Below are 25,377 nucleotides of genomic sequence, written 5' to 3' on the forward strand. Positions count from 1 at the left end.
TCATTGAACGCCGTTCAAGCTAGCGCACGGTCGTCGACCTGTACAGCGCTCAGGAGAGGGTGGTGGCGGCCGGTAGGATCGGCGCCCGTGGCCCTGACAAAGACGGCGGTCGTCGACACCGCCCTGGAACTGCTCCGCGAGTCGGGGCTACCCGGCATGTCGATGCGGACGTTGGCGACCCGGCTGGGGGTCCAACCGAGCGCGCTGTACTGGCACGTCCCGTCCAAGCAGGCGCTGCTCACGGTCGTCGCGGAACGCATCCTGGCGACGATGGGTCCCGTCGGGGCGGGGAGCTCGGCCGCCGACGAACTACGGGCGGTGGGGCAGGCGCTGCGCGCGGCCGTCACGGGCGTTCCGGACGGCGCCGAGATCGTGGCGCTGGGTCTGGCGGCGGGTGCGGTGAACCCGGTCGCCGAGGTGGTCGAGGCGGCGTGCATCCGGCACGGGCTCGAGGGCCGCGCGCCGGGATTGACCACGGCCCTGACGGGCTACGTGGTGGGCCTGAGCCTGGAGGAACAGACCCACCACAATCTCACGGTCGCCGACCCCGCGACGCCGACGGTCGAGTTCGATCCGCGCTTCCGGCAGGGGCTCGACGTGATGCTCGCGGGTGTCCAGGCCTGACGACTCCCATCGAGAAGAGCGTCCGGCCCACGTCTGGCGAGTAGACGTGGGCCGAACGCTCTTGTCGATGACGCTGACCGCCCGGGGCGGGCCGGCGGGTCGTCAGTACCGGGCGAAGACCTGGGTGGCGTAGAGCTTGCCGTCCGCGGCCACCGCGGCGCCGACGCCCATCGAGGTGTGGCCCGGGTTGAGCAGGTTCACGCGGTGGCCGGGGGAGGCCATCCACTGGTCCACCAGCTGCTGCGGGGTGGCGTGCGCGTGGTTCTGCAGCACGTTCTCGCCGTAGTGGCCCCACCCGGCGGGGATCTGCGCGCCCACGTCCGGGTTGTGGAACATGCGGTTCTGCGCGGCCTGCGTGCCGCTCCAGTTGGTGGCCACCGCGGTGAGGCCGCCGTTGACGGCGAGGGGGGCGAGGCCGTGTGCGGCACGGGCGGCGTTGGTGGCGCCCTCGAGCTGGGCCCGGTACTCGGCGGAGGCGGGGTCGATCGTCGGCGCGGTGCCGGCGGGGGCGGGGTTGGCGAAACCGATCGTCAGGCCCGGGAGGTGGATCTGGGGCAGCTGGATCTGCGGCGCCTGGGCCGAGGCCTGCGGGCCCGCGTTCAGGGCGAGCGTGGCGGAAGCGGCGGCGGCCAGGATCAGGCCACGACGCAGGTGCTGGAGAGCTCGGGTCACGAGTGTCGGTACCTTTCGCGTGCTGGGACCCGACTGTCGGGTCACCGAGCGCAACGGTAGGAACCGGCTCCAGCCCTAAGCCAGCCGTCATCACCCCGTAACCATCGTGAGCAGGAGAGGGGCGCTACCCACCCCGCCCCCGCTGGACGATCGTCCGGCAGTCAGTCGCGGGCGAAGTCCTGCACCACGTGCACGGTGCCGTCCTCGGCGGTGGCCACGCCCACGCCCACACGGACGAACCGGCCGTCCAGCATCCGATCGCGCATGCCGGTGTCGGAGAGCAGGGCCGAGAGCGCCTTCTGCGGGGTCGCGCCGGCGGGCAGCGCGAGAACGGTGCGGTCGCCGGACTGGTCGACGTCCGCGGCCTCGCCGGGAGCGTCCGCGCCGGGAGTATCGGTGTCGACCCGTGCATCCGCGGGGACGGTCACCTCGCCGGTCGTGGGGTCGCCCGCGGCGAGCTGGGCGGCCCGCTCGCGGGCTGACGCCTCGAGTCGGGGGTCGGTGATGAGCCGGTCGGCGCCCACCACGAGGCGGGCCTCATTGACGGCGGCCACCACGCTGCCCTCGAACGCCATCAGCCTGATCTCCTCCGGCAGCAGATCGTCCGCGGCCGCGGCGGCCGGGTCGGCCGCCGGGGCGGTGCGTGCCCCGGGGGCGTCCGGGGCGAGGGAGGCCAGGCCGGGGATGGTGGCGAAGAACGGCAGCGCGAGCTCCAGTGAGCCCTGCGCGGCCGCCGTGCCCGTGCCGGAGGCGAGCAGGAGGGCGGCCGCGCCGGTGGCGACGGCGGAACGAAGGGGATGACGCACGCGATGGTCCTTTCCTCGGGCCGCGGCTCGCGCCGTGGCCTGCGTGTGGAGCGTGTGCCGGATCGGACGGTGCCACCCGAGCCGGTTCACTCCTGCCTCTGTCGTCACTCTAGTCACATGCGTTACACCGATGCGATTCCCATTCGTATGCCGGCGCGCGAGACGGCGCCGACACGACGGCGCCCCCGCCGCCGGTGTGGACCGGGGGTGGGGGCGCCGTAGGAGGGGGCGACGACCGAGGGGGCCGCGGGGGTCAGGTCAGTCGGGCGAAGTTCTGGGTGGAGTACAGCTTCCGGCTGTCGGCGACCTCCACGCCCACACCGAGGTGGGTGTGCAACGGGTTGAGCAGGTTGAGGCGGTGCGGAAGCGAGTTCATCCACTGCTGGACGAGCGCCTCGCCCGAGGCGCCGCACCAGTTCTGCAGCACGTTCTCGCCGTAACTCTTCCAGTCCCCGTCACTCAGCGGAGATCCGTCGTAGGTGATCTCCATCAGCGTCTCGATCTGCGGGTTGTGGGTCATCTTGTCCACGCTGGCCATCTGCTCGCTCCAGTCCTGGGCGATCCGGTCCAGGCTGGCGAGGCGCGTGACGGGGTTGAGGCCGCGGGAGACGCGCTCGCGGTTGGTGTACTCGTGGATGTCCGCGATCACCTGCTCGGTCTCCGCCGGGGTCGCCTGCTCACAGGGGGCGGGCGCGCCCACGGTGAACTGGAGCGACTGGGCGGCGGTGACCGGGGTGGCCAGGGCGAGGAAGGTGGCGGCAGCGGCGGCGACGGCGCCGATGCGCCGCCTGACGATGGTTCGCATTGAGGGGATTCCTGAGGTGTTGGGGGAACGTCGGGAGGACATGTGACCGAGGGAAGTCACGAAGCTGAGGATAAGGTCAATTCTCCGAGATCGCCGCATTATCGACCCCGGATGACATATTTGCTGTATCCCGAAAAGTGCAGGTCAACGGCCCGAATTGCTGACTCATCACAGAGACGTTCGTCCAGTAGAGAGAGGGACGACTCCGGAACGGTGCCCGTGCGTGCCCCTGATCGGCCCGCATCGCCACGGGCGGTCCGGACGCCCCGGTGAGCGAAAATTCCTCTACCGCGGGGTAGGGCGACCGGATACCGGGCAGAATCAGCCCCCATGGGCCACAGTCACTCTCACCTCCTCAGTCCCCTCGCCGTCGGGCATCTCACCCTGCGCAACCGCGTGGTCATGGGGTCCATGCACACCGGGTTGGAGGACCGCTCGAAGCACCTGCCCGAGCTCACCGCCTACTTCGCCGAGAGGGCGCGCGGCGGGGCCGCCCTCATGGTCACCGGCGGGTACTCGCCCAACGTGGAGGGGTGGCTGCTGCCGGCCGGGTCGATGATGGCCTCGCGCCGGATGGCCGACAAGCACCGCGGCCTCACCGACGCCGTCCATGCCGAGGGCGCCCACATCCTCCTGCAGGTCCTCCACGCCGGCCGCTACGGATACCAGCCGTTCGTCCGCTCGGCCGCGTCGACCAAGTCGCCGATCAGCATGTTCAGAGCGCGCGCCCTGAGCGCCCGGGGTGTCGAGCGGACGATCGACGACTGGGTCCGGGCCGCCCGCCTGGCCCGGCGCGCGGGGTATGACGGCATCGAGATCATGGGCTCGGAGGGCTACCTCATCAACCAGTTCCTCGCCGCCCGGACCAACGACCGCACCGACTCCTGGGGCGGCACCGCGAGCAGGCGGATGCGGTTGCCAGAGGAGATCGTGCGCCGCATCCGCGCCGAGGTGGGCCGCGACTTCCTGCTGCAGTACCGGATCAGCCTGCTCGACCTGGTCGACGGCGGCCAGTCGTGGGAGGAGACCGCCGAGCTCGCGCAGCGCCTCGAGGCCGCGGGTGTCGACGTGTTCAACACCGGCATCGGCTGGCACGAGTCCCGCATCCCCACCATCGTCACCTCCGTGCCGCGGGCCGCGTTCGTCGACCTCACGGCCCGGCTCAAGCAGACCGTCGGTGTTCCGGTGATCGCGTCCAACCGCATCAACACCCCGGACATCGCGGAGCAGATCATCGCCGGCGGTCAGGCCGACCTGGTGTCCATGGCGCGGCCGCTGCTGGCGGACCCGGCGTTCGCAGCGAAGGTCGCCGAGGGGCGGGCCGACGAGATCAACATCTGCATCGCCTGCAACCAGGCCTGCCTCGATCACACCTTCGCCAACAAGCGCGCCTCCTGCCTGGTCAATCCGCGCGCCGGCCGCGAAACCGAGCTCCTGCTCACCGTGGCCCCCACCCGGCGTCGGGTGGCGGTGGTCGGCGCGGGACCCGCGGGGCTGGCGTGCGCCGAGGCCGCCGCGTCCCGCGGGCTCGCGGTGGAGGTCTTCGAGGCGGAGGACGAGCTCGGTGGGCAGTTCCGCTACGCGATGCGCGTGCCGGGCAAGGAGGAATTCGCGGCCTCCATCGCCTACTTCAGCCGGCGCCTGGACGTCCTCGGCGTGCCGGTGCACCTCGGCCGCCGCGCCCACCCGGACGATCTCGCGGGCTTCGACCACGTGGTGATCGCCACCGGGGTGCGGCCGCGCGAGATCACGATCCCCGGCGCCGATCACCCCATGGTCATGACCTATCCCGAGCTGCTCACCGGCGCGCGGACCCCCGGCCGCCGGGTCGCGGTGATCGGCGCCGGTGGCATCGGCGTGGACGTCTCGCAGTTCCTGCTGGCCGGCGGGCCCGGGATCGCCGTCGACGGCCGCGAACCGAGCGGCCACTCCACGGATGTGGAGGCGTGGCGGCGCCACTGGGGCGTGACCGATCCGGCGCTCGAGCGCGCGGGACTGGGCACTGCCGTGCACGCCGAGCCGGCCCACGAGGTGCATCTGCTCCAGCGCAAGACCTCCCGCATCGGCCGGGGCCTGGGCAAGACCACCGGCTGGGTGCACCGCGCCGAGCTCGAGGCCGGCGGCGTGCGGAAGCACACCGGGGTGACCTACGTGAAGGTCGACGACGACGGGCTGCACATCCTCGACGCCGACGGCCGTCCGCAGCTCGTGCGTGTGGACTCGGTCGTGGTGTGCGCGGGCCAGGAATCGGTGCGCGACCTGGTGGGGGTGGCCGATCAGCTGGGCGGCGGGGTGAACGGACGGGTCCACGTGATCGGCGGCGCGGACGTGGCCGCCGAGCTCGACGCCAAGCGCGCGATCAAGCAGGGAGTGGAACTCGCGGCAGCCCTCTAGGGCCCGCAGCGCACCTCGCGGCGGCGGTCGACGATGCTGAACGCCAACGCGCCCGCGGCCAGCGCGGCGATCAGCCCGAGCGCCACCCGGAACGCGAGCAGCCAGTCGGCCTGGGTCTCGACGATCCAGAACAACACGCCCGGCACCATCGCCGTGCCCACCGCGGTGCCCATGCGCTGGCCCAGCGAGATGATGCTGCCGGCGACCCCGCCGTACTCGGGGTCCACCGCGCGCAGGGTGAGCGTCTGGTTGGGGGAGATGGTCATGCCCTGCGCGGTGCCCATCATCGCGGCGGGGACCATGAAGATCAGGTAGCTCACCGCCCCGGACTCCACGACGCCCGCGAGCAGGATGAACGTCAGCAGCGCGGTGATGGTGAGGCAGAAACCGCCGATGACCATCCGCCGCCCGAGTCGGAGCACGAACCGTCCCGCGACCTGCGCCGAGATGGCGGCGAGGACCGAGGCGGGCAGGCTGATGAACGCCGAGTCGATGGGCGCGTAGCCCAGGTGGAACTGCAGGTACATCGGCATGACGATCCACAGGCTCGTGCCGCCCACGAAGTAGATCGACACGATGATCATGCCGTTGCGGAACGCCGCGTCGCGGAAGATCTCGGGGTTGACCAGCGGCGGCCGCCCGATCCGCTCGTAGCGCCGCTCCCACCACGCAAAGGCGGCCATGAGGCCCAGCCCGACCGGCACCAGCGCCCACAGGGCGGGGCTGCCGCCACGGGTCAGGAAGGGCAGCATCAGGGACAGCACCGCGACGCCGAGCAGGACGATGCCGACCGGGTCGAGGTCCAGGCGCGTCCGCCGGCCCCGGTGCTGGGGCCTCGGCAGCCCTGCGTTCACGGCGGCGGCGATCCTGGAGGCGCGGCCGGCCTCGTCGTCGTCGTACCCCGGCCCGTCACCACGTTCGGCGCCGTCACCGTGCACGCCGCCGTCACCGTGCACATCGCCGTCACGCTGCTCGGCGTCGCCGCCGCGCTCCGCGGACAGGCGCGCCATGTCGCCGGCACGCGCGGCGGACCCACCCACGTCGGGCCCCGCCTCGCCCGGCGGGAGGCGGCGGTCGTCGGGCAACCAGCGCCAGCCCAGCACCAGCGCCAACGCGCCGAGCGGCACGTTGACCAGGAACATCGCGCGCCACCCGAGGTCATCGCCGAGGACCTCGATGAGCAACCCGCCGACCAGCGGCCCCGACGCGGTGGCGATGGAGACCGTCGTGGCCAGTGTGGCGAACGCGCGCGCCCGCGCCCCACCCCGGAAGTACTTCTGGATGAGGCCGAACGTCTGCGGGTTGAGCATCCCCGACCCCACGCCCTGGATGAGGCGCGCCAGGTTGAGCATCTCGATCGACTGGGCGAACCCGGCGACCACCGCACCGCCCACGAACACCGCCACGCCCGCCAGGAACAGGCGCTTGCGTCCGGTCGCATCGCCCAGCCGCCCCGACGGCACGAGCAGCAGCCCGAACGCCAGCGCGTACCCGGACACCACCCACTGCAGTCCCCGCGAGTCCGAGTCCAGGGCGGTGCCGATCACCGGCAGCGCCACGTTGATCACCGACAGCGCGAGCAGCGCCATGAACATCGGGACCATCAGGGTGGTGAGGACCCGGGCGGTGCTGACCGGCCGGGTCGTCGCGGGGGTCACGGGCGCATCGGTCACTTCCGCGATGGTATCCACGGCGGACGTCCCGGGCCCGAAGGTCACGGGCGCGCAACAACCCTGTCACGACCTACCCGTGCGCCGCCGCGGTCAGTAGCGTCGGGTCATGGCTGATGTCACCCGCACCGCAGAAGTCGATCCGATCCCCTTGACCGACCTCGCCGAGCTGGGCACCACCAGCGGCCGGGCCGTGTCGATCTTCCTGCCCACGGCCCGGGCCGGGGCAGAGGTCCGCGAGAACCCCATCCGCGCCAAGTCGCTCATCAAGGACGCCGAGACCCGACTCAAGGCGCACGGCGTGGCCCAGGAGGAGTCCGACGAGATCCTCGGCCCGCTGGTCGCCCTGTTGGAGGACGACGCGTACTGGCAGCGCCTGTCCGACGGTCTCGCGCTGTTCGCGTCGAAGGGGTTCTGGCGCGCGTACCGCCTGTCCACGGACGTCGCCGAGGCGGTCCACGTGAGCGACCGGTTCGCCGTCCGGCCGATCGTGCCGGCCGCGGTCGGTGACGGCCAGTTCCTGGTCCTCGCGGGCAGCCAGAACAAGGTCCGCCTCCTCGAGGGCACCGCCTCGACGATCCGCGAGCTCGACCTGGGCTCGATCCCGTCCTCGATCGACGACATGGCCGGCGATATCCAGCCGCCCTCGCACCAGCAGCAGCGCTTCAGCGGGGCAGCCGGCGCCGGCCCCGGGGCGAACAGGGCCGGCGGGGGGATGGTGCACAGTCACGGCACGGGCGCCGAGGTCGGGGACGTGCAGCGGGAGAAGTTCCTGCGGCAGATCGCGAAGGGACTGCAGGAGGCGCTGCGCCCCAACGATCGGCGGCCCGTCGTCCTGGCAGCGGTGACCGAGCACCTCCCGCAGTTCCGCGGGTACCTGAACTACGAACACCTGGTGGACGAGGTGGCCGCCGGCAACCCGGACGCCCTGTCGCCCGCCGAATTGCACGAGCGCGCGTGGGCGGTGGTCCGGCCGGCGATGCAACGGCAGTCCGACGCGGTCGCGGAACGCTTCGGTGACGCGATCGGCGCCGGTCGCGCACTGGCCGGTGGCGGGTCGGACATCCTGCACGCCGCCCGCGAGGGACGCGTCGAGACGCTGCTGCTCACCCGTCGCCGCTGCACCGCCGAGCACGGCCCCGACGATCTGGACACCGCGGTCGGTCAGGTCCTGGCCACGTCCGGATCGGTGGTCGTGGTGGACTCCCTGCCGAAGGACGTGGCGGAGGGCGCGATCCTCCGATTCTGACCCCCGACGCCGGCCCCCGACGCCGACGTGGGTGCGGGCGGCGCGTGACGGCGCGCTGCCCGCACCCGCTGGCGTCTCGTGCACAGCTCCCGCTCAACTCGGATGTGTAGCGTCGCGGCTTCACGCACACGTCAACGTCAGGAGATCGAGTGCGCTCACGAACATGGAGGTCGGCGGTCGCCGCCGCAGGACTCGTACTGGTGGTCGCGGGGTGCGGCGCCGGGGGCGACGACGAGGGCGGCGCCGCCCAGACGCAGGCAGCAGCCGAGCAGTCCGAACAGGCAGCTGAGCCCGGGCAGGAGAGCGAGCAGTCCGCGGACGGGCCCGACACCTCCGACATCCCCGACCCGGTGGCCGAGGTGAACGGCACCGAGATCTCACGCGACGAGTTCCTGTCGGTGTTCGAGAACCAGTACCAGCAGATGAGCATGCAGGCCCAGATGTCCGGCCAGCCCGTCGACGAGGCCCAGCTCAAGGAGCTGACCACCGACGGGTTGATCGGCACCGAACTGCTCACGCAGGAGGCCGGCACTCGGGGGATCGAGGTTTCCGATGAGGAGATCCAGGCCGAGTTGGCCGTGTTCGCCGAGCTCAACCAGGTCAGCACCGACGAGTTCGTCGAGGCGATGGGCGAGCAGGGCCTGGACCGCGCGGCCGTGCTGGACCAGATCGACAAGCAGTTGCGCGTCCAGAAGCTGATCACCGACGAGTACGGGGAGTTCGAGGTGACCGAGGCCGAGGTGCAGGCCGCCTACGAGCAGGTCGCGCAGCAGCAGGCGATGTCCGGCGGCGGTGCGGCCGGCGGTGGCGGGCTGCCGCCGCTGGAGCAGGTCCGCGGCCAGGTCGAGGAGCAGGTGCGGGCCGAGCAGGAGGCCGGCGCGATGGAGGAGCTGTCGCAGAAGCTCCGCGCGGATGCGGACGTGACCGTCCACATCTAGGGGGCCCGCCGCGGTGACGTCGCCGCCACCGTCATGGCGCCTGCGCGGCGGTTCTGTCTATACGGTGACGTCGGTGTGCGGCAGCTGCTGCGCCACCCACGGGAACACGACCTCCATGAGCAGCAGGAACACGGCCGTCAGCAGGATGAGGACGAGCGCGACCTTGACCGGCCGCGGGCCGGGCAGGGATCGCCACAGGTAGGCGTACATCGGCTCACTCCTCCAGGGCGGCCGGGCGGCCGTCGGTCTTCGCGGTGGTCTCCACGAGGGCGGCGTGCACGATGAGGCGCTCGGCGTTGGAGTACATCGGGTGGCAGGTGGTCAGGGTGAGCAGGCGCTCGGGGGCCTCGGTCGCGTCGCCCGCCGGTGCGCCTGCCACGCCGGGGACCGGGGCGATCACCTCGACCGCGTCGGGGGTCGTGATGTGCAGGCCCGCGACGTGGGCGTAGTCGCCGACGGCGACGCGGTCGGCCTGCAGCGGGGTGAGGCACTCGCGCGCGGCCGCGAGCCGATCCGCGCCGCCGGGCTCCACCGGCAGGAGCCGGTAGGTCTGCCACTGCGTCTCGGTCTCGATGACGATCGCATCGCACGAGTCCAGCCGGTCGAGGTGCTCGAAGACGGCACCGGAGCCGTTGCGGTGACCCGCGAGCGCGGAGTTGCCCCGCTCGCCGGGCAGCTGGGTTCCGGGATAGTGGCCCGGCCCGGTGCGCAGGTCCTCGGCGCGCGTCCCCTCCACCACCGCGTAGACTGCGTCCGGGCCGAGCGTCGGCAGGTGGATCCGGGCGAAGGGGTCGCCGAGCGTCGGCACGGGCGGCGGGACCGGTTCGCGGGCGGGCCGACCGGCTGCGCCGGGGCCGCTCGCGCCGGGGCCGGGACCGTCGCCCCACTGCTCCTCGAGGCCGGCGGAGGCCTCAGCTTGCAGTCGCCCGGAGGCGAGGTTCGTCCAGAACGCCTCGTAGAACACGTACAGCAGGAGGACCGCACCCACGGTGAGCAGCAGTTCGCCGAGGATCCGGCCGACGCCCGGTGCGCGGCGGGGCTCGCCGGAGGCGCTGCGGGGCTCGCTGGGCGCGCGGCGGGAGTCGCCGACTGCGCTGCGGGCCGGTGTGCGCGACGGGGCGGGGGGTCGGCTCATCTGCTCGACCACCCCGGTGCATGCCTCTGCCTCGGCGCCACGCCGAAATCGTCTCACGACCAGATCAGGGGACACCGTGGCCCCGGCGGTGATGGAATCAACCCCATGCGCTCGATGAGACGGAAGCACCCGGCGGCCACGGTCCGGGTTGCCCGGAAAGTCTCGGCCGCCCGGGCGGTCACGGCTGCTGCGTTGGTCGTCGGCCTCGGCACCGGCGCGGCCCTGCTGCCCGCCCCTGCCACCGCGCAAGCACCGTCGGCGCCCGCCGTCACCGCGCCGCAGGCGGCCTCCCCGCCCGGGCTCGGCCCCGCGGGCACGGCCACCGTCCACGGCGACGCGGCCTCGACCGACACCCTGCCCGGCCGCGGTCCCGGCACGACCCCGGCGGTCACGTCAGCGCTCACCGGAGCCACCTGCTCGACCGTCTTCGTCGGCACCGACGGCCTCCCGGTCGCCCTGTGCACCTCCTACGTCGGACTCACCCCGCCCACCCCGCTCGCGCCGACGGTCAAGTTGTTCCACCCCGACACCGCGGCAGTACTGGCGGAGGTGCAGTTGGCCAAGGGGGCGCTGCTCGGCGGGGTCTACGGATACCTCGACGAGCGCGACCGGGTGGTCGTCGCGGACGGCAACCGCAGGCTGTTGGCCGTCGGGCACGAACGCACGGACGCCGGCCCGTGGCGGATGACGGTCGACGTCCTGGCCGATCTCTCCCGGGCCGTCCCGGCCGGCGACGCGGTCACCGGCCTCATGCCCGCCTTCGACGGGCGGGTGTGGTTCGCCACCTCCGGCGGGGTGGTGGGGACCGTGCGGCCCGGGGGCGACGACGACGAGCTCCGCAGTCTCGCCCTGCCGGCAGGGGAGAAGATCACCAACGGGCTGACGGTCCGGCCCGGCGGCGCGTCGGTGATCACCACCCGCGCCCTCTACGAGATCGACAGCTCCGAGGACGGGACCCCCAGCGTGCGCTGGCGGCGCGGCTACGCGGTGGGGCAGGCGCGGAAACCGGGCCTGCTCGCGCACGGGTCGGGGACCACGCCCACCTACTTCGGGCCCGGTGACTCGCTCGTGGCGATCACCGACGACGCCGAGCACCCCGAGCTGATCGTCCTGCGTCGCGACGACGGGTCGCAGGTGTGCCGGATGCCCGCGTTCGCCACGACCCTGCGGCCCGACTCGGCCGCCGCCGACGGGGTCCTCATCGACGGGCCCGCGGGCACCGAGAACTCGATCATCGCGACCGGAAACGCGCTGGTGCTGGTCAACACGTACGGGTTCGAATACCCGCCGTTCGCCGTCGACGGTCCCGCGGTGCCCTCGTCGGCTCCGTACACGGGTGGGATGACCCGAATCGACGTGCGGGCCGACGGGGCCGGGGGACCGGACGGCGTCAGCGTCGGCGTCGGCGCCGGAGACGACGCGTGCTCGCGTGCGTGGACCTCGCGGGCCCGGACGGCGTCCCTGCCCAAGCTCACCACCGGCGACGGGCAGATCCACGCGCTGGCTTACGGCCCGCCCCGCGTGTTGTCCGCGCCCGGCTCGGCGACCGACCCGGGGCTCGCCTCGGCGCTCGATCAGGGGCTCGCGCAGAAGTTCGGGCCCGTCGACGTGACCTCGACCGATGTGGAGACCGGCCGCGAGGTGGCCCGCAGCTTCCTCGGCCACGCCCCGCTGGACGAGCCGATGGAGCTCACCGGCACCATCGCCTCCCGCGGCGACGCGCCCGGCGTGATGTGGCAACCCACCCTCACGCGCATGCTCCGCATCGGCCCCGCCTGACGCCGATCGCGCGACCGCTGCGGCGCACGCCCGCCCACCCGCGCACCCGCGCACCCGCCGACAAGCCGACCCTGCCGCCGACAAGAGGAAAACGCGCGGCCGCTCTCGGGCGATACACGCGAAATCCTCTTGTCGGCGGGTGGGGTCAGCCGGTGCGTGGGTCAGGCGCGCGAATCAGGCGGTGGGTGGGTCAGGCGGCGGGGGTCAGTCGGCGGGGCGGACGACCGCGACCGCGCACGGCGCTGTCTGGAGCAGGCGGCGGCTGACCGACCCGAGCAGCAATCCGGCGAATCCGCCGTGGCCACGCGAGCCGGTGACCAGCAGTGACGCCCCCGTGGCCTCGTCAGCGACCGTGACGGCGGGCTCGCCGACGACGAGGATGAGCTCGACGCTGACCTCCGGGTGGCGGGCCTCGTGCGGGGCGAGGGAGTCGAGGATGTCCTTCTCGTCCTCGGCGAGCACGCTCTCGGCCAGCTGATCGAGGTCGAACAGTGACGTGCCCGGCAATCTGGGCACCTCCACCGAGTGCACGGCGCGCAGGGTGACACCCCGGCGCTCGGCCTCGGCGAACGCGAACGCCACGGCGGGGTCACTCGCCGCCGAACCGTCGGCGGCCAGGACGACCGGGCCCCCGGTGGGGCTCTCGGGCGTCCGCGGGGTGATGACGAGGACCGGGCAGGTCGCGTGCTCGACGACGCCGGCGGAGGTCGACCCCATCGCGAAGTCCTCGCGCGCGGTGAGGCCGCGGCTGCCCACGACGATCGCCGAGGCGTCGCGGCCGACCCCGACCAGCGCGCTGACGGGACTGTCCGCGATCACCCGGTGGGTGGTCGGCACGTCGGCGGTGAGGTCGGCGAGCTGGTCGCGCATCGCGCCCTCGACGTTCGCGCGGGCGGTCTCGTCGAACGCCACGACGCGGCCCACCGCCCGGTCGGCGGAGATCACCTCGAGTGACGTGCCGTGGTCGCGGGCCCAGGCGGCCGCCCAGGCCACGGCTCTGCGGGCGTCACGCGAACCGTCGTACCCGCACACGACCGGTCCGGTGGTGGTCTCCGACATGGGTTCCTCCTGCAGGTTCGGGGGCACGCGGTCAGGGCCGCCGCGGTGCGGTGACGGCATCCGGGGTCCGGGTCCAGCCTAGTCGCAGCCCGTTGACGGTCGCCCGTGCTCCGCGGACCCCGGACGCGTGCCGGGTCGGCCGATGGGATTCCTAGAACAGAGCCCCTCGTTTTCTGGACCTGTTCCAGAAAGTGGGCTAGGGTGATGCCCATGACGACAGCAACCGAGGACCAGGGGGCAGTGCTCCGCGATGCCGGGCTGAGGGTCACTTCGCCGCGGCTGGCGGTCCTCGCCGTCGTCGCCGGTCGTCCCCACATCGCGGCGGAGGACGTCGCGACTCTCGTCAGGGAACGGCTGGGCGCGGTGTCCACGCAGACCGTCTACGACGCGCTGCGCGTGTGCACCGACGTCGGCCTCATGCGTCGCATCGAACCCGCCGGCTCCCCGGCGCTGTACGAGCGTCGGACGGGGGACAACCACCACCACCTCGTGTGCCGGAAGTGTGGGCGCATCGAGGACGTCGAATGCGCGGTCGGACACGCCCCCTGCCTCACCGCCGACCGGGACCACGGCTTCGAGATCGATGAAGCAGAGGTCAACTACTGGGGAACTTGCCCCGAATGCCAGGCAGGGCAGGCCTCGCTTGTCTGATACTGAGACCTGGACCACACCACTACTCCGCACCTTCTACTCCACACCCCATCTCGAGGAGCAACTGACGTGACCATTCATCCCGCAGACCGCGGCGTGCGCGACTTCCAGCCGAACTCCCACACCACCACCGACAGTGGCCAGCCCGTCCCGCACGACGAGTTCAGCGCCCAGGTCGGCCCGCAGGGTCCGCAGCCGATCCACGACTTCCACCTCATCGAGAAGCTCGCCCACTTCAACCGGGAGAACGTCCCGGAGCGCCTGCCCCACGCCAAGGGCTCGGGCGCGTTCGGCGAGTTCGAGACCACCGAGGACATCTCGGACATCACCTGCGCCGGCCTGTTCCAGAAGGGCGTCAAGACCCCGATGCTCGCCCGCTTCTCCACCGTCGCCGGTGAGAAGGGCAGCCCGGACACCTGGCGCGACCCGCGTGGCTTCGCCCTGAAGTTCTACACCGAAGAGGGCAACTACGACATGGTCGGCAACAACACGCCGATCTTCTTCATCCGCGATGCGATGAAGTTCCCGGACTTCATCCACTCGCAGCGCCGCAAGAACGCCTCCGGCCTGCGCAACCACGCCATGCAGTGGGACTTCTGGACCCTGAGCCCCGAGTCCACCCACCAGGTCACCTGGCTCATGGGCGACCGCGGCATCCCCAAGACCTGGCGCCACATGGACGGGTTCGGCTCGCACACCTACCAGTTCATCAACGCCGCCGGCGTCCGCCACTGGGTCAAGTTCCACTTCAAGACCAACCAGGGCATCGACTTCCTCACGCAGGCCGAGGCCGACAAGTTGGCCGGCGAGAACGCTGACTACCACCGTCAGGACCTGTTCGAGTCCATCAAGAACGGTGACTTCCCGTCCTGGGACCTTCACGTCCAGGTCATGCCGGTCGACGAGGCGGACGGGTACAAGTACAACCCCTTCGACCTCACCAAGACGTGGTCGCAGAAGGACTACCCGCTGCGCAAGGTCGGCACCATGACGCTGAACCGCAACCCGCAGAACCACCATGCGCAGATCGAGCAGGCCGCGTTCGCGCCGACCAACATCGTCAAGGGCATCGGCTTCTCGCCCGACAAGATGCTGCTCGGCCGCGTCTTCGCCTACCCGGACATCCAGCGCTACCGCATCGGCGCCAACTACCAGCAGGTGCCGGTCAACCGTCCGCTGTCTCCGGTGAACTCCTACTCCAAGGAGGGCGCCATGCAGTACGAGTTCCCGCACCCCGCGCAGGCCGAGTACCACCCCAACTCGCTGGGTGGTCCGACCGCCGACGCGTCCAAGGCGTTCGACATCGGCGCCTGGGACACCAAGGGCTCGGACATCCACCGCGGCGACGTGAGCCCGCACGCCGAGGACACCGACTCGGTCCAGGCCTCCATCCTGTACCGCGAGGTCCTCGACGACGCCGCCCGCGAGCGGCTGGCGGCCAACATCGCCGGCCACGTCTCGGCCATCGACCCGTCGGAGACCGAGCTGCTCGACCGCGTCTACGCCTACTGGGCCGCCGTCGACCAGGGCCTCTGCGAGGCCGTCAAGGCCGGCGTCGAGGCGAGCCCCCGCGGCAACCACACGCTGCAGGAGTGACACCCCGGTAGCCGGCCAGTAGCAGGCCGACATCCGCTACTCCCCCTACGGATTCGCTACTCCGATTGGACTAGCGAATCCGGGGGCGGGGTAGCGGATTTCGTGGTGTCGTCGTCGGTCAACCGGCCCTGGCCACCGCCAGCGCGTCGTGATCCGCGATGGCGCGGCACGCCCGCCGCATCAGCAGGGCGAACATCTCGTCACCCCGATCCGTCCGGGTGCCGTACATCCAGCCGAAGATCCCCAGCACCGGCGTCTGCAGCAGGCCGTAGACGTAGTCGTCCCAACAGGCGTCGGCGGAATAGTCGGTGACACCGTGACCCAGCAGGGCCCGGTGGTAGTCCGCCACGATGTCGCGCTCGGCGGCCCGCCGGTCGTCCACGGTGAGGCTCGAACCGAGGAATCCGCCCAGGTCACGCCCGGGCAGGCCCACCGCGAGCGTCTGCCAGTCGCAGGCCAGCGAGGGACGGTTCCCGGCCGGGTCCACCAGCATGTTGTCGGCCCGGTAGTCGGCGTGCAGGAGCGCGAACCGCTCGGCCCGCCCGTTGGCCCACCGGGCGATCAGCGGGGCGATCTCCGCCATGATGCGGCGCTCGTCGTCGTCGAGTCTTCCCCCGAGTTCGGAGAGGAACGCCTCCAGCGCCGGCCCGCCGAGCTCCTGGAGAGTGACGTTGTCCTCGACCGTCGGCGCCGCGAGGCCCTCGATGCTCCGGAGCGTGGGGTCGCACCAGCGTGGTCCGTGGAGTCCCGCGAGGTTGACGGCGCAGTCGCGGGCCTGGTCGATCGTCAGCCCGGCGAGCTGGTCGCCCTGGACGAGCGGGGTGACGTCGTCGAGGATGAGCGTGAACTCGCCCTCCCGCTCGCCGAGTGCGGCGAACCGGACCCGCGGGACCCGCACGGCCACGGTCGGCGCGAGGTCACGATAGAACAGCACCTCGGTCCGGTACACGCCGTGCAACAGCGGCCGCATGCCCTCGTCGGGGTTCGGCAGTTTCACGAACAGCGTCGGCGGGAGCCCGTCGCCGTCGCCGTCGACGTGGGCGAGCAGGCAGCATCCGATCTGACCGGTGCCGACCAGCTCCGTCCGCACCGACCGGACCTCGGTGCCCAGGGCCTGCGACAGCCACGGCGCGGTGACCTCCTCCGGCGTACAGACCACCTGCGGGTTCGACGCGACACTAGTCATGACGGGAGATCCTTCCGGGATTGGGCTCGAGGTGGGCGAAGCGGTCGGGGTCCCGGCGCCCGCGCCACTCGGTGAGCACCGGGGCGAGCTCGTCGGGAGTGGCACCGTGCAGGACCACCGAGTCGGCGCCGAGCGCGAGCTGGCCCTCGATCCGGTCGGCGCACTGCGCGGCGCTGCCGACGGCGGCCGTGGCGAGCCACGCGTCGGGCAGGACCTCGCGGGCGTGGCGCAGGAGGTCGAGATCGTCGGTGGCGTCGAGCGCGCCGGAATGGGAGGACAGTCGCTCGTCCGCGCGGAACGCCTCGAGCTCCGCCCGGTCCCACCCGTTCACCCGCACCAGGACATCGCCGTAGCCGGTGAGGTAGGTGGCCAATCGCCCGACGAGCTTGCGCAACCGGGCCGTCTCGTCGAGCGAGTCCTCGATGGTCGCCATCACCGACCAGATCCGCACGCCCGCGGGGTCGCGGCCGGCCTGCTCCGCGGACTCCCGGACCAGGCGGACGCAGCGCTGCACCGCCGCATCCGACATGAAGGTGTGGAGCACGACGCCGTCGGCGATCCGCCCGGCCAACCGCAGCTGGTTGTCGCCCATCGCCATCATCAGCACCGGGATGTCCTCGTCGAACGACGCGTCCTGCATCAGGTACGGGTAGCTGCCGGCCGGGCCGTCGTGACCGACCACCGCCCCGCCGCCCCACAGCGTGCGGTAGATACCGATCGCGTCCTCGAGCTGCGCCGACGTCACGTGCGGCAGGCCCATGATGTCGAAGAGCAGGGAGATGCCCCGGCCCAGTCCGAAGGCGTAGCGCCCGCCGGACATCCGGTGCAGGGTCGTCGCCATGGTCGCGGTCACCAGCGGGTGGCGGGTGTTGTGGTTGGTCGCGGCGGTGCCCACTCCGATCCGGGAGGTCGCCGCTACCGCCGCGCCCGCCATCACCGCGGCGTCCTTGAGCGCGAACCTCTCGGACAGCAGGATGGACCCCAGGCCCAGCTCCTCGGCCCGCGCGGCTTCGGCGATGAGATCCGCCGGGGAGGCGCTGTGTCCGGCCAGCCCGTAGCAGGCGAGCTCGGGCATGAGGGCGGGGGGAGCGGCAGGCGGTCGGGCGGCGTCGTCGGCCATGGGCACCTTCGGGGCGAGGGACTCCGGACGAGCCGGATGTGACACGTGTCACCCTAGCGTCGCCGGGGGCTTGGGCCGGGCGGTTCCGCGTTATGACGGCCGGCCCCGGCGTCGCGGCTAGGGACTGCCCTCGGCGGCGCTCCGGCGGCGCTCCGGGTTGAGCGCCCGGAATGGACCAGAGGGCGCGCGCAGGCCGGCAGCATCTGGCAGGGAGAGCGCGTACCCAGAGTGGAAGGGGTCGCGGCGGCCCGGCCTACAGGCCCAGGACCGCCCGCGCGATGAGGAAGTAGACGATCAACCCGGTGGCGTCGACGAACGTCGTGATGAACGGGTTGGAGAAGACGGCCGGGTCGGCGCGGACGGCCTGCGCGAGGAGCGGCATCAGACCGCCCACGGTCGCCGCGACCGTGCACAACACCAGCAGCGTCAACCCGATCACGAGTCCCAGATCGGTGCCGTAGATCAGTCCCGCGGCCAGCGCCCCGACCCCGCCGAGGACCAGACCCAGCGTGAACCCCGTCCGCACCTCCTGGGCCAGTACGCGCAGCCCATCCCGGGGACGCACGTCCCCCAGCGCCAGCGCGCGGGTCACCGTGGTGGCCGCCTGGTTTCCGGTGTTGCCGCCGGTGCCGATGATGAGCGGCACGAACAGTGACAGTGCCACCACCTGCTCGATCGTCCCCTCGAACACCTCGAGCACCTGGACGGTGAGCGCGGCGCCGAGGGCGAGGACCAGCAGCCACACCACACGCGACCGCACCAGCGATCGCACCGGGGTCGCGAGGTAGGGCGCGCGCAGCGGTTCCGCACCACCGGCGCGCGCGGTGTCCTCGGTCTCGGCGTCCTCGAGGACCCGCAGGGCGTCGTCGAAGGTGAGGATCCCGACCAGCCGGCCCTCGTCGTCGACGACCGGCATCACGATGAGGCGCTCCTCCGCTGACCTTCGCGCGGCGGTCTCGGCGGACTCGCGTGCCCGCGCGGTGATCGCGTCGTTCATCAGGTCGCGGACCGGTGTCCCCGGCTCGGCGCGCATGATCGCGCGCAGGCCCACGATCCCCACCAGGCGACGCTGGTCGTCGGTCACCGGGATGCCGTAGATCGTCTCGGCCTCGTCGATCCGCTGGCGCACACGGTCGAGGGTCTCACCGGCGGTGACGTCGGGGTGGGTGGAGATGAACTCCGGGCTCATCCGCCGACCGACCGAGCCGACCGGGTAGTCGAGCACCGCTGCGGTGAGGGCCTGCTCGTCGTGGTCGAGTTCCCGCATGAGCCGGGTGGCCACGCGCGCCGGGAGTTCGTCGATCAGCCCGGCCCGGTCGTCGGGGTCGAGGTCGGTGAAGATCTGGCTGACGCGGTCCGTGTGCAGCGCGCGGATCAGCTCGGACTGCAGCGGCGGGTCGAGGGCCTCGAAGACCACCAGCGCGGTGCCCTTGGACAGCAACCGGAACAGCACGGCCCGGTCCTTGGCGCCGCTGCGCTCGAGGACGTCGACGATCAGCCAGGGCGGCATCTCCTCGACCATGTCGGAGGCCGTGCGCAGGTCACCGCTGTCGATCAGGGAATCGATCCGTCGGGCGGCGTCGGCCGGATCACGCAGGGTCTGGTCCCGGCCGTCGCGCGCGTCACCCGGCCCGGTCATGTCCCGGTCTCCTCGGCGATGTCGTCATACGCGGTCAGCGGGTCGAGTCTGCCGTCTGCCCGGTAGGCGGCGCGGGCGAGCGTCATGGAGGCGACCGTCGTCACCACCGCCGTCGCTCCCAGGGCCACCAACGCCATGAGCAGCTGCGCCCAGGAGAACCCGGATCTCAGCTCGTGCCCGTAGGCCGAGAAGATGAACAGCATCATCCCCAGGCCGGTCGCCACGGACAGGATGTTGATCCGGGTCAGCGCGTCGCCGGCGCGGGACATGGTCACCGCGGCCACCAGGAAGCACAGCGACCCCAGCAGGGCCAGTACACCGATCACCAGGTCCGCGATCATCGAGCCCCCCATCCCCGTCACCGCTGTCCTCGGGAGAGCAACCGTGCGAGGGCGACGGTCGAGAGCACACCGATGAGCGATCCGAGCATCACCACGTCCAACGCCACCGCGGACCCCTGCCGGATCACGAACAGCACGAACAGCGCCACCGCGCAGAAATAGCTGAGATCGGCCATGACGGCACGGTTGGCATCGCCCGGTCCACGTACCGCGCGGACCGCCGCCACCACCATGCTCGCGACGACGATCACGGTCGACACGGCCAGCAGCACCGTCAACAGCGGGCTCATTCGTCTTCACCTCGCAGAACGGACAGCACCCGGTCCTCGGTCCGACCGAGCAACTCGATCATCTCCTGACGGGGCCCGCCGAGCACGACGTGGACCCACATCTCGTCGTCACCGATGACCGTCACCAGTGTCCCCGGCGTGACGGTGATCGCCCAGGCCAGGGCCGTGATCTCCACGTCGGTGCGGCAGCGCATGGGGTAGCGCACCAGCACCGGGGTGCCGATCGGTCCGGGGGTGACGGCCTCCTTGGCCAGGGCCACCGACGACAGCACGACGTTCCACAGCAACCATCCCAGGACGACCGGGGCGCGGAGTACCCGGCGGATCACGAGCGTCCCCCGATCGTCGAGTCCGTCATCGCATCGGGGCCGTCGAGCACGGCCGAGACGTACGCGTCGGTGTCGACGAGGCCGGCCACCGCCCGGTCCACCTCCGGGGCGATCGCCCCGTACCCCAGGAAGATGGCCACCGACAGGGCTGCTAGTGCGCCCCCGGGCACGAGCAGGCGCGCCGGCACGCGCGGAGACGAGCGAACGTTGTCGTCGTCATCGTCATCGTCATCGTCGCCGTGCTCGTCGACCTCCCGCTGGCGCTCGTCGCTGTCACCGTCGTCATCGCCGGGACGCGGCGCGGGTCCGCCCCACATGATGCCGCGCCACAGCCGGAGCATGGCCACGAGCCCGATGAGGGAGGAGACCAGGACGACGACGACGGTGACGACTCCCCACGCGCCGCCCGCCCCCAGTGCGGCGGTCACGACCTCGAGTTTGCCGATCAGCCCCGAGGTGGGCGGTAGTCCGACGAGGGCGGCGATGGCAAGCACCAGCAGCACCCCCAGCGGACGTTCGCGGTACCAGAGGCCCGACAGCCCACCCAGCTGTCCGCTGCGGTAGACGTGCTCGGCGGCACCGATCAGCATCACGAGCGCCCCGATGGTGACCATGTGGTGGATCATGTAGACGATCGCGCCGCCGGGGGCCTGCGCGACCGCCAGCGCGGCGAGGATGACGCCGACCCCGGACACCATCTGCCAGGCGAGGATCTCGCGGGCACCGACGGGGGACGCCGAGGCGATGGTGCCCCACAGCGCGGTCACCAGCGCCACGACCAACAGGACGCGGCCCCATGCCGGATCGAGGTCGAAGGCGGTGGCCCAGATCCGGATGACCGCGTAGAGAGCCACCTTGGTGTGCAGCGCGGAGAACAGCGCCATGACCCCGGCGGAGGTGCCGGGGTAGGCGCGGGGCAGCCACCCGTGGACGGGTACGGCGCCGGCCTTGATGCACAGGGCCATGAGCACCACGCCCAGGGCGGCGGCGACCCGGCCGTCCTCCTGTGCCGCTCCCGCGAGCACGGCGAGGTTGACGCTCCCGGCGGTGCCGTACACGAAGCCGACGCCCGCGAGCAGCAGCGTGGAGGTGAGGAGGTTGATCACGACGAACAACCGGCCCACGCCGAGGCGGCGCCACGTGCCCGTCATGGCGATGAGCGCGTACGAGGGCAGCAGCATGACCTCGACAAAGACGAAGAGGTTGAACAGGTCGCCGGTGAGCAGGGCGCCGTTGGCGCCGGCGAGCAGCAGCAGGGCCAGCGGGGCGAAGTAGCGGCTCCGGCCGAACTCCCCGGTCTGGTCACAGAACACCAGGGACATCAACGCCACCACACCGGTGGTGACCAGCATGAGCGCGGCGAACGAGTCGGAGACGAAGGGGATCGCGACGCCCGGCACGAAGCCGCCCACCGACGCGGCGATCACCGGTTCGGACCGGTGCAGTACGAGGAGCACGACCCCGGCGACCGCGGTGGCCGCCGGGACCGCCAGCGCCACGAGACGGCCGGCCTGCCGGGACGGCAGGATCGCCGTGACGGCGGCCGCCATCACGGGAATGGCTGCCAGCAGGGGCAGGAGCAGGGCGGTCACGACGCGTACTCCTCACCGGTGGGCGGGACGTTGTGGGTGTCGTCGTCGCGGCTCACCACGGCGAGCGAGAGCATGAACACGGTCACCGCGAGCGTGATGACGATCGCGGTGAGGACGAACGCCTGGGGGAGCGGGTCGGCGGACACGTCGACTGCGTTGACGTCGGCGAGTGGCTCGGCCCGCCAGGCCGCCACGCCGGCGCTGAGCAACGTGAGGTTGACCGCGTGGCTGATGAGCGCGAGACCGAACACGACACGGACCATGCCGCGCTGCATCATCAGGTAGACGCCGCCCGCGGTGAGGACGCCGATCATGATCGCGATGGTCACCGGGCGACCTCCTCGTCGGTTCCGCGACGAGTCCCCGGGGTGCCCCCGGTTACGCCGGTACCGGCCCCACCACCGGTCTTCCGCGGGCCCGACCTGCGGCGGCCGGTGTCCGGCGCGTCGGGGCCGGAGACGACCTCTGCGGGGGCGCGGCCCGCGCCGAGCGTGTTGAACGCGGTCATGACCAGTCCGAGGACGCCGGCGTAGACCCCGAGGTCGAAGATGAGGGCGCTGGAGAAATGCTGGCCCAGGAAGTACCCGTGGGCGGGCTGGAGGAACTGCCCGAGCGCGTAGCCGCCGATCCCGGTGAGTCCGGCGACAACCAGCCCCCCGCCGATGAGCGCGACCGGGGTGGAGGGTCGGCTCACGGGGCGGTCCGACTCGCGGGCCAGGTAGACCAGCGCGAATGCGCACGCCGCGACCAGGGCGGCGATGAAACCGCCGCCGGGCTCGTTGTGGCCACGCCACAGCAGCATCACGGAGACCACGGCGAGGACCGGTGTCACGCCCCGTGCGAGCAGCTTCAACGGCACGGTGTTGCGGGCGGCGTCCTCCAACGCCTCCGCGGCCGTGCCGGTGCTCTTCGCGGAACCGGGCAGGGTCTCGCGGACGGACTCGGGATCCATGGTCTGGGCGGTGGCCCGGACCGAGCCGAGGACGCCGAGGATCGCGATGCCGGCCACTCCGAGCACGGCCACCTCGCCGAAGGTGTCGAGAGCGCGGAACTCCACGAGGATCGTGTTGACGATGTTGCTCCCGCCGGTGATCTCGGGGCCGTTCTCGAGCAGGTACACGCCGATCGGGGAGCGTTCCCGGCGCCCGGTGAAGACCAGGACCCCGATGGTGGTCGTGATGCCGGTGAGGACGGCCAGCACGATGGCGGCGATGTTCCTCGGGCGCGAGGCGGCGATGAAGTCGCGGGGCAGGCGCCTCAGGACCAGCACGAACATGATGACCGTGAGCGCCTCGACCAGCAGCTGGGTCAGGCCGACGTCGGGCGCGCCGAGGCCGAAGATCTGGATGGTCACGGCGATCCCGACCGCACCCAGTAGAACCGCTGCGGACAGTCGCGAGCGCGTGACGCACAGTCCCAGCACGCCCACTGCGACCACGAGGAGCAACACGACGTCGATCGCGCTCTCGAGCCCGCCGACGCGCGGGGGGATCGAACTGCCCGTCGCCAGGGCCCATCCGCCGATCCCGACCGCGTAGACGCTCAGTACCGCCAGCAGGGCGCCGGCGTGCCGGGCGGGGGAGTCCGACGCGGTGGGACGGACCAGCGCGCGGCCGGCGCGCGTCGCCGCCGACGTCAGGCCCTCGAGGACGGAGGCGCCCGTGAAGGGGAGCAGCTCCCGGTCGAGTGCGCGGTCGATCGGCGTGCGCTTCCAGGCCAGCAGGGCACCGACGACGAGGATCAGGGCGGTGAGCCCGACCTCCAGGGTCAGCCCGTGCCACAGGACGAAGTGGGCCTCGTAGGTCAGGTCGTCGATCGTCCCGGCGGGAGCGGTGCCATAGACGACGGCGGTGCCCGGCTCGTTCGGGGGCCAGCCGAACGGCCCGGCCGCGGCCTCGGCGACCGCGGACATCGGCACGTCGAAGACCCAGACCACGAGCGCCAGCGGCAACCCGATCGCGGCGGGCAGGGCCGCGGGCAGCCAGAGCCGGACCGGCGCCTCGTGGACCCGGCCGGGGTCGGCCGCCGGCCGGGCCGGGTCGCGGTAGACGCCGAGGAAGCCGCCCAGCACGATCCGGGCGCAGTAGAGGAAGGTGAGGATCGCCCCGATCACGGCGGCGGTCAGCAGGGCGGTCACCGCCACCGTGTTCCCGCCGGCGACGTCGCCGAACGCGATGAGCATGGACTCCTTGGACACGAAGCCCAGGGTGGGCGGCACGGCGGCCATGGCGCCCGCGCCGAGCACGGTGGCGCCGAACGTCCACGGCATACGGCGCCACAGCGGGCCGAGGTCGCGGATGTCGCGGGCCCCCGCCTCGTGGTCGACCACGCCGACCAGCATGAACAGCCCGGACTTGAACAGGGCGTGGGCGACGGTGTGCAGTGCGGCGGCGGCAAGCGCCTCCTGCGTCCCCACGCCGATCGCCGCGGTGATCCACCCCAGCTGGCTCACGGTGGAGTAGGCCATGAGCTGCTTGAGGTCGGTCTTCTGCAGGGCGAACACGGCCGCCATCACGGCGGTGCCCATCCCCACGGATACGAGCAGTGCGTTCCACACCGGCACGTCGTGGAAGGCCGGGGAGAACCGCATGAACAGGAAGATCCCGGCCTTGACCACGGCCGCGGCGTGCAGGTACGCGCTCACCGGGGTCGCCGCCGCCATCGCGTCCGGCAGCCAGAAGTGGAACGGGAACTGGGCGGACTTGGTGAACGCGGCCACCGCCACGGCGACCGCGATCGCTGCGGTGAAGCCGGGGTCGGTGGACCACACGTCGTGCGCGAGGGCCTCCGAGATGGAGGTGGTGTCGGTGCGCAACCACATGGCCACGAGCGCGCCCAGCAGCACGAGGCCACCGACGACGGTCACCGTGAGGGTGCGCAGCGCGGCGGCGTAGGCGGGGCGGCCCGAGTTGGCGATCAACGCGAACGACGCCAAAGACGTGAGCTCCCAGCACACGTACAGCAGCACCATCGAGTCCGTGAGGACGAGCCCCAGCATGGAGACCGTGAACAGGGTCATGAGCTGGTAGAAGCCGTAGTGCTGTGGGCGCCGCCCGCGACCGTGTCGGCGCCCGTGCCCGTGGTCACCGCCGCCGGAGAGATACGACGACGAATAGATCAACACGATCGCGCCGATCACCAACGCGAGCATCGCGAAGAGCAGGCCCGTGGGGTCCGCGAACAGATCCAGGGTCCAGTCTCGGGCGGGCACCCAGGGGATGCGTACGACCTCGGTGGGCCTCCCCGACAGGGCCAGCGAGAGCGGCCCCAGCAGCGCGAACGCCCCCAGTAGGTAGAGCGCCGCGAGCGGCCATCCCGCGCCCCGGCCCAACCACCGTGTGAGCGGCCACGCGAGCAGGGTGGCCAGACCTGCAGCAGCGATCGCGAGGACGGGGCTCATGGCTCCTTCCTGCGCGGCAGCGGGTGGCGAGGGGTGCGAAGGTTTCCACGGAAGTTTATCAACAGCCTCGGACACCGATGCGGGGGCATGCCGAGTGACCTG

23 protein-coding genes are annotated in these 25,377 nt (G+C 71.9%); 7 read left to right on the plus strand and 16 right to left on the minus strand.

Features of this window, described 5'->3' with window-relative positions:
- The first annotated feature begins 87 nt into the window (after window positions 1–87).
- Window positions 88–624 carry a TetR family transcriptional regulator gene (locus VZF99_RS01815; RefSeq protein ID WP_407335559.1) on the plus strand — a complete coding sequence of 179 codons (537 nt, stop codon included), beginning with the start codon at window positions 88–90 and terminating at the stop codon, window positions 622–624.
- A gap of 102 nt (window positions 625–726) precedes the next feature.
- On the opposite strand, the gene VZF99_RS01820 is transcribed toward VZF99_RS01815, so the two are convergent.
- The 3 genes from VZF99_RS01820 to VZF99_RS01830 all read right to left on the minus strand — a co-directional run bounded on the left by VZF99_RS01820 (window position 727) and on the right by VZF99_RS01830 (window position 2,907).
- Window positions 727–1,296, minus strand: a complete 570-nt coding sequence (locus VZF99_RS01820; protein ID WP_407335560.1) for a CAP domain-containing protein — start codon at window positions 1,294–1,296, stop codon at window positions 727–729.
- A gap of 161 nt (window positions 1,297–1,457) precedes the next feature.
- Window positions 1,458–2,102: a CAP domain-containing protein gene (locus VZF99_RS01825; RefSeq protein WP_407335561.1), complete on the minus strand. Its 645-nt coding sequence runs from the start codon at window positions 2,100–2,102 to the stop codon at window positions 1,458–1,460.
- A gap of 253 nt (window positions 2,103–2,355) precedes the next feature.
- Window positions 2,356–2,907, minus strand: coding sequence for a CAP domain-containing protein (locus VZF99_RS01830; protein WP_407335562.1), 552 nt, complete (start codon window positions 2,905–2,907; stop codon window positions 2,356–2,358).
- A gap of 330 nt (window positions 2,908–3,237) precedes the next feature.
- Between VZF99_RS01830 and VZF99_RS01835 the strand changes: the two genes are divergently transcribed.
- The gene (locus VZF99_RS01835) at window positions 3,238–5,301 is read left to right on the plus strand and encodes an FAD-dependent oxidoreductase (RefSeq protein WP_407335563.1); all 2,064 of its coding nucleotides are present in this window, start codon (window positions 3,238–3,240) and stop codon (window positions 5,299–5,301) included.
- On the opposite strand, the gene VZF99_RS01840 is transcribed toward VZF99_RS01835, so the two are convergent.
- Window positions 5,298–6,974, minus strand: a complete 1,677-nt coding sequence (locus tag VZF99_RS01840; protein ID WP_407335564.1) for an MFS transporter — start codon at window positions 6,972–6,974, stop codon at window positions 5,298–5,300. The genes VZF99_RS01835 and VZF99_RS01840 overlap by 4 nt on opposite strands.
- Before the next feature lie 106 nt (window positions 6,975–7,080).
- Here VZF99_RS01840 and VZF99_RS01845 point away from each other — a divergent pair, with 106 nt between their 5' ends.
- Window positions 7,081–8,220 carry a hypothetical protein gene (locus VZF99_RS01845; protein ID WP_407335565.1) on the plus strand — a complete coding sequence of 380 codons (1,140 nt, stop codon included), beginning with the start codon at window positions 7,081–7,083 and terminating at the stop codon, window positions 8,218–8,220.
- 149 nt (window positions 8,221–8,369) lie between these two features.
- On the plus strand, window positions 8,370–9,158 hold the full coding sequence (locus tag VZF99_RS01850; protein ID WP_407335566.1) for a SurA N-terminal domain-containing protein: 789 nt from the start codon (window positions 8,370–8,372) through the stop codon (window positions 9,156–9,158).
- Window positions 9,159–9,215: 57 nt separating this feature from the next.
- Here the strand turns inward: VZF99_RS01850 and VZF99_RS01855 are convergent, their stop codons facing one another.
- Together VZF99_RS01855 and VZF99_RS01860 are read right to left on the minus strand one after the other, a co-directional pair.
- The gene (locus VZF99_RS01855) at window positions 9,216–9,368 is read right to left on the minus strand and encodes a hypothetical protein (protein ID WP_172812140.1); all 153 of its coding nucleotides are present in this window, start codon (window positions 9,366–9,368) and stop codon (window positions 9,216–9,218) included.
- Between the two features lie 4 nt (window positions 9,369–9,372).
- A complete protein-coding gene (locus VZF99_RS01860) occupies window positions 9,373–10,293 on the minus strand; it encodes a class E sortase (RefSeq protein ID WP_407335567.1) in 921 nt (306 codons plus the stop codon).
- 105 nt (window positions 10,294–10,398) lie between these two features.
- On the opposite strand from VZF99_RS01860, the gene VZF99_RS01865 reads away from it, so the two are divergent.
- Window positions 10,399–12,072 carry a hypothetical protein gene (locus VZF99_RS01865; RefSeq protein WP_407335568.1) on the plus strand — a complete coding sequence of 558 codons (1,674 nt, stop codon included), beginning with the start codon at window positions 10,399–10,401 and terminating at the stop codon, window positions 12,070–12,072.
- Window positions 12,073–12,276: 204 nt separating this feature from the next.
- On the opposite strand, the gene VZF99_RS01870 is transcribed toward VZF99_RS01865, so the two are convergent.
- The gene (locus VZF99_RS01870) at window positions 12,277–13,131 is read right to left on the minus strand and encodes a universal stress protein (RefSeq protein ID WP_067716215.1); all 855 of its coding nucleotides are present in this window, start codon (window positions 13,129–13,131) and stop codon (window positions 12,277–12,279) included.
- Between the two features lie 210 nt (window positions 13,132–13,341).
- Here VZF99_RS01870 and VZF99_RS01875 point away from each other — a divergent pair, with 210 nt between their 5' ends.
- Both VZF99_RS01875 and VZF99_RS01880 read left to right on the plus strand, forming a co-directional pair.
- The gene (locus VZF99_RS01875; protein WP_067716276.1) at window positions 13,342–13,782 is read left to right on the plus strand and encodes a Fur family transcriptional regulator; all 441 of its coding nucleotides are present in this window, start codon (window positions 13,342–13,344) and stop codon (window positions 13,780–13,782) included.
- A 69-nt stretch (window positions 13,783–13,851) separates the two neighbouring features.
- Entirely contained in the window at window positions 13,852–15,378 is a 1,527-nt protein-coding gene (locus VZF99_RS01880) for a catalase (protein WP_185951121.1), read from the plus strand.
- 118 nt (window positions 15,379–15,496) lie between these two features.
- On the opposite strand, the gene VZF99_RS01885 is transcribed toward VZF99_RS01880, so the two are convergent.
- The 9 genes from VZF99_RS01885 to mbhE all read right to left on the minus strand — a co-directional run bounded on the left by VZF99_RS01885 (window position 15,497) and on the right by mbhE (window position 25,275).
- On the minus strand, window positions 15,497–16,564 hold the full coding sequence (locus tag VZF99_RS01885; RefSeq protein WP_407335569.1) for a phosphotransferase family protein: 1,068 nt from the start codon (window positions 16,562–16,564) through the stop codon (window positions 15,497–15,499).
- Window positions 16,557–17,684 carry a TIGR03857 family LLM class F420-dependent oxidoreductase gene (locus VZF99_RS01890; RefSeq protein ID WP_096906164.1) on the minus strand — a complete coding sequence of 376 codons (1,128 nt, stop codon included), beginning with the start codon at window positions 17,682–17,684 and terminating at the stop codon, window positions 16,557–16,559. Before VZF99_RS01890 ends, VZF99_RS01885 begins: the two co-directional genes overlap by 8 nt.
- 253 nt (window positions 17,685–17,937) lie before the next feature.
- Window positions 17,938–19,323 (minus strand): magnesium transporter, encoded by a 1,386-nt coding sequence (gene mgtE / locus VZF99_RS01895; protein WP_119193381.1) that lies wholly within the window; start codon window positions 19,321–19,323, stop codon window positions 17,938–17,940.
- Window positions 19,320–19,676: a monovalent cation/H(+) antiporter subunit G gene (locus tag VZF99_RS01900; RefSeq protein WP_317470428.1), complete on the minus strand. Its 357-nt coding sequence runs from the start codon at window positions 19,674–19,676 to the stop codon at window positions 19,320–19,322. Before VZF99_RS01900 ends, mgtE begins: the two co-directional genes overlap by 4 nt.
- Window positions 19,677–19,681: 5 nt before the next feature.
- Window positions 19,682–19,954, minus strand: a complete 273-nt coding sequence (locus VZF99_RS01905) for a monovalent cation/H+ antiporter complex subunit F (protein ID WP_067716228.1) — start codon at window positions 19,952–19,954, stop codon at window positions 19,682–19,684.
- On the minus strand, window positions 19,951–20,283 hold the full coding sequence (locus VZF99_RS01910; RefSeq protein WP_069390351.1) for a Na+/H+ antiporter subunit E: 333 nt from the start codon (window positions 20,281–20,283) through the stop codon (window positions 19,951–19,953). The genes VZF99_RS01905 and VZF99_RS01910 overlap by 4 nt, the downstream gene beginning before the upstream one ends.
- Window positions 20,280–21,875 (minus strand): proton-conducting transporter membrane subunit, encoded by a 1,596-nt coding sequence (locus VZF99_RS01915; RefSeq protein ID WP_185951125.1) that lies wholly within the window; start codon window positions 21,873–21,875, stop codon window positions 20,280–20,282. Before VZF99_RS01915 ends, VZF99_RS01910 begins: the two co-directional genes overlap by 4 nt.
- Window positions 21,872–22,204, minus strand: a complete 333-nt coding sequence (locus VZF99_RS01920) for a sodium:proton antiporter (protein WP_067716236.1) — start codon at window positions 22,202–22,204, stop codon at window positions 21,872–21,874. Before VZF99_RS01920 ends, VZF99_RS01915 begins: the two co-directional genes overlap by 4 nt.
- Window positions 22,201–25,275 (minus strand): hydrogen gas-evolving membrane-bound hydrogenase subunit E, encoded by a 3,075-nt coding sequence (gene mbhE, locus VZF99_RS01925; protein WP_407335570.1) that lies wholly within the window; start codon window positions 25,273–25,275, stop codon window positions 22,201–22,203. The genes VZF99_RS01920 and mbhE overlap by 4 nt, the downstream gene beginning before the upstream one ends.
- Between the last annotated feature and the right edge of the window lie 102 nt (window positions 25,276–25,377).

Source organism: Dietzia kunjamensis (assembly GCF_045689975.1).
Taxonomy (GTDB): domain Bacteria; phylum Actinomycetota; class Actinomycetes; order Mycobacteriales; family Mycobacteriaceae; genus Dietzia; species Dietzia kunjamensis.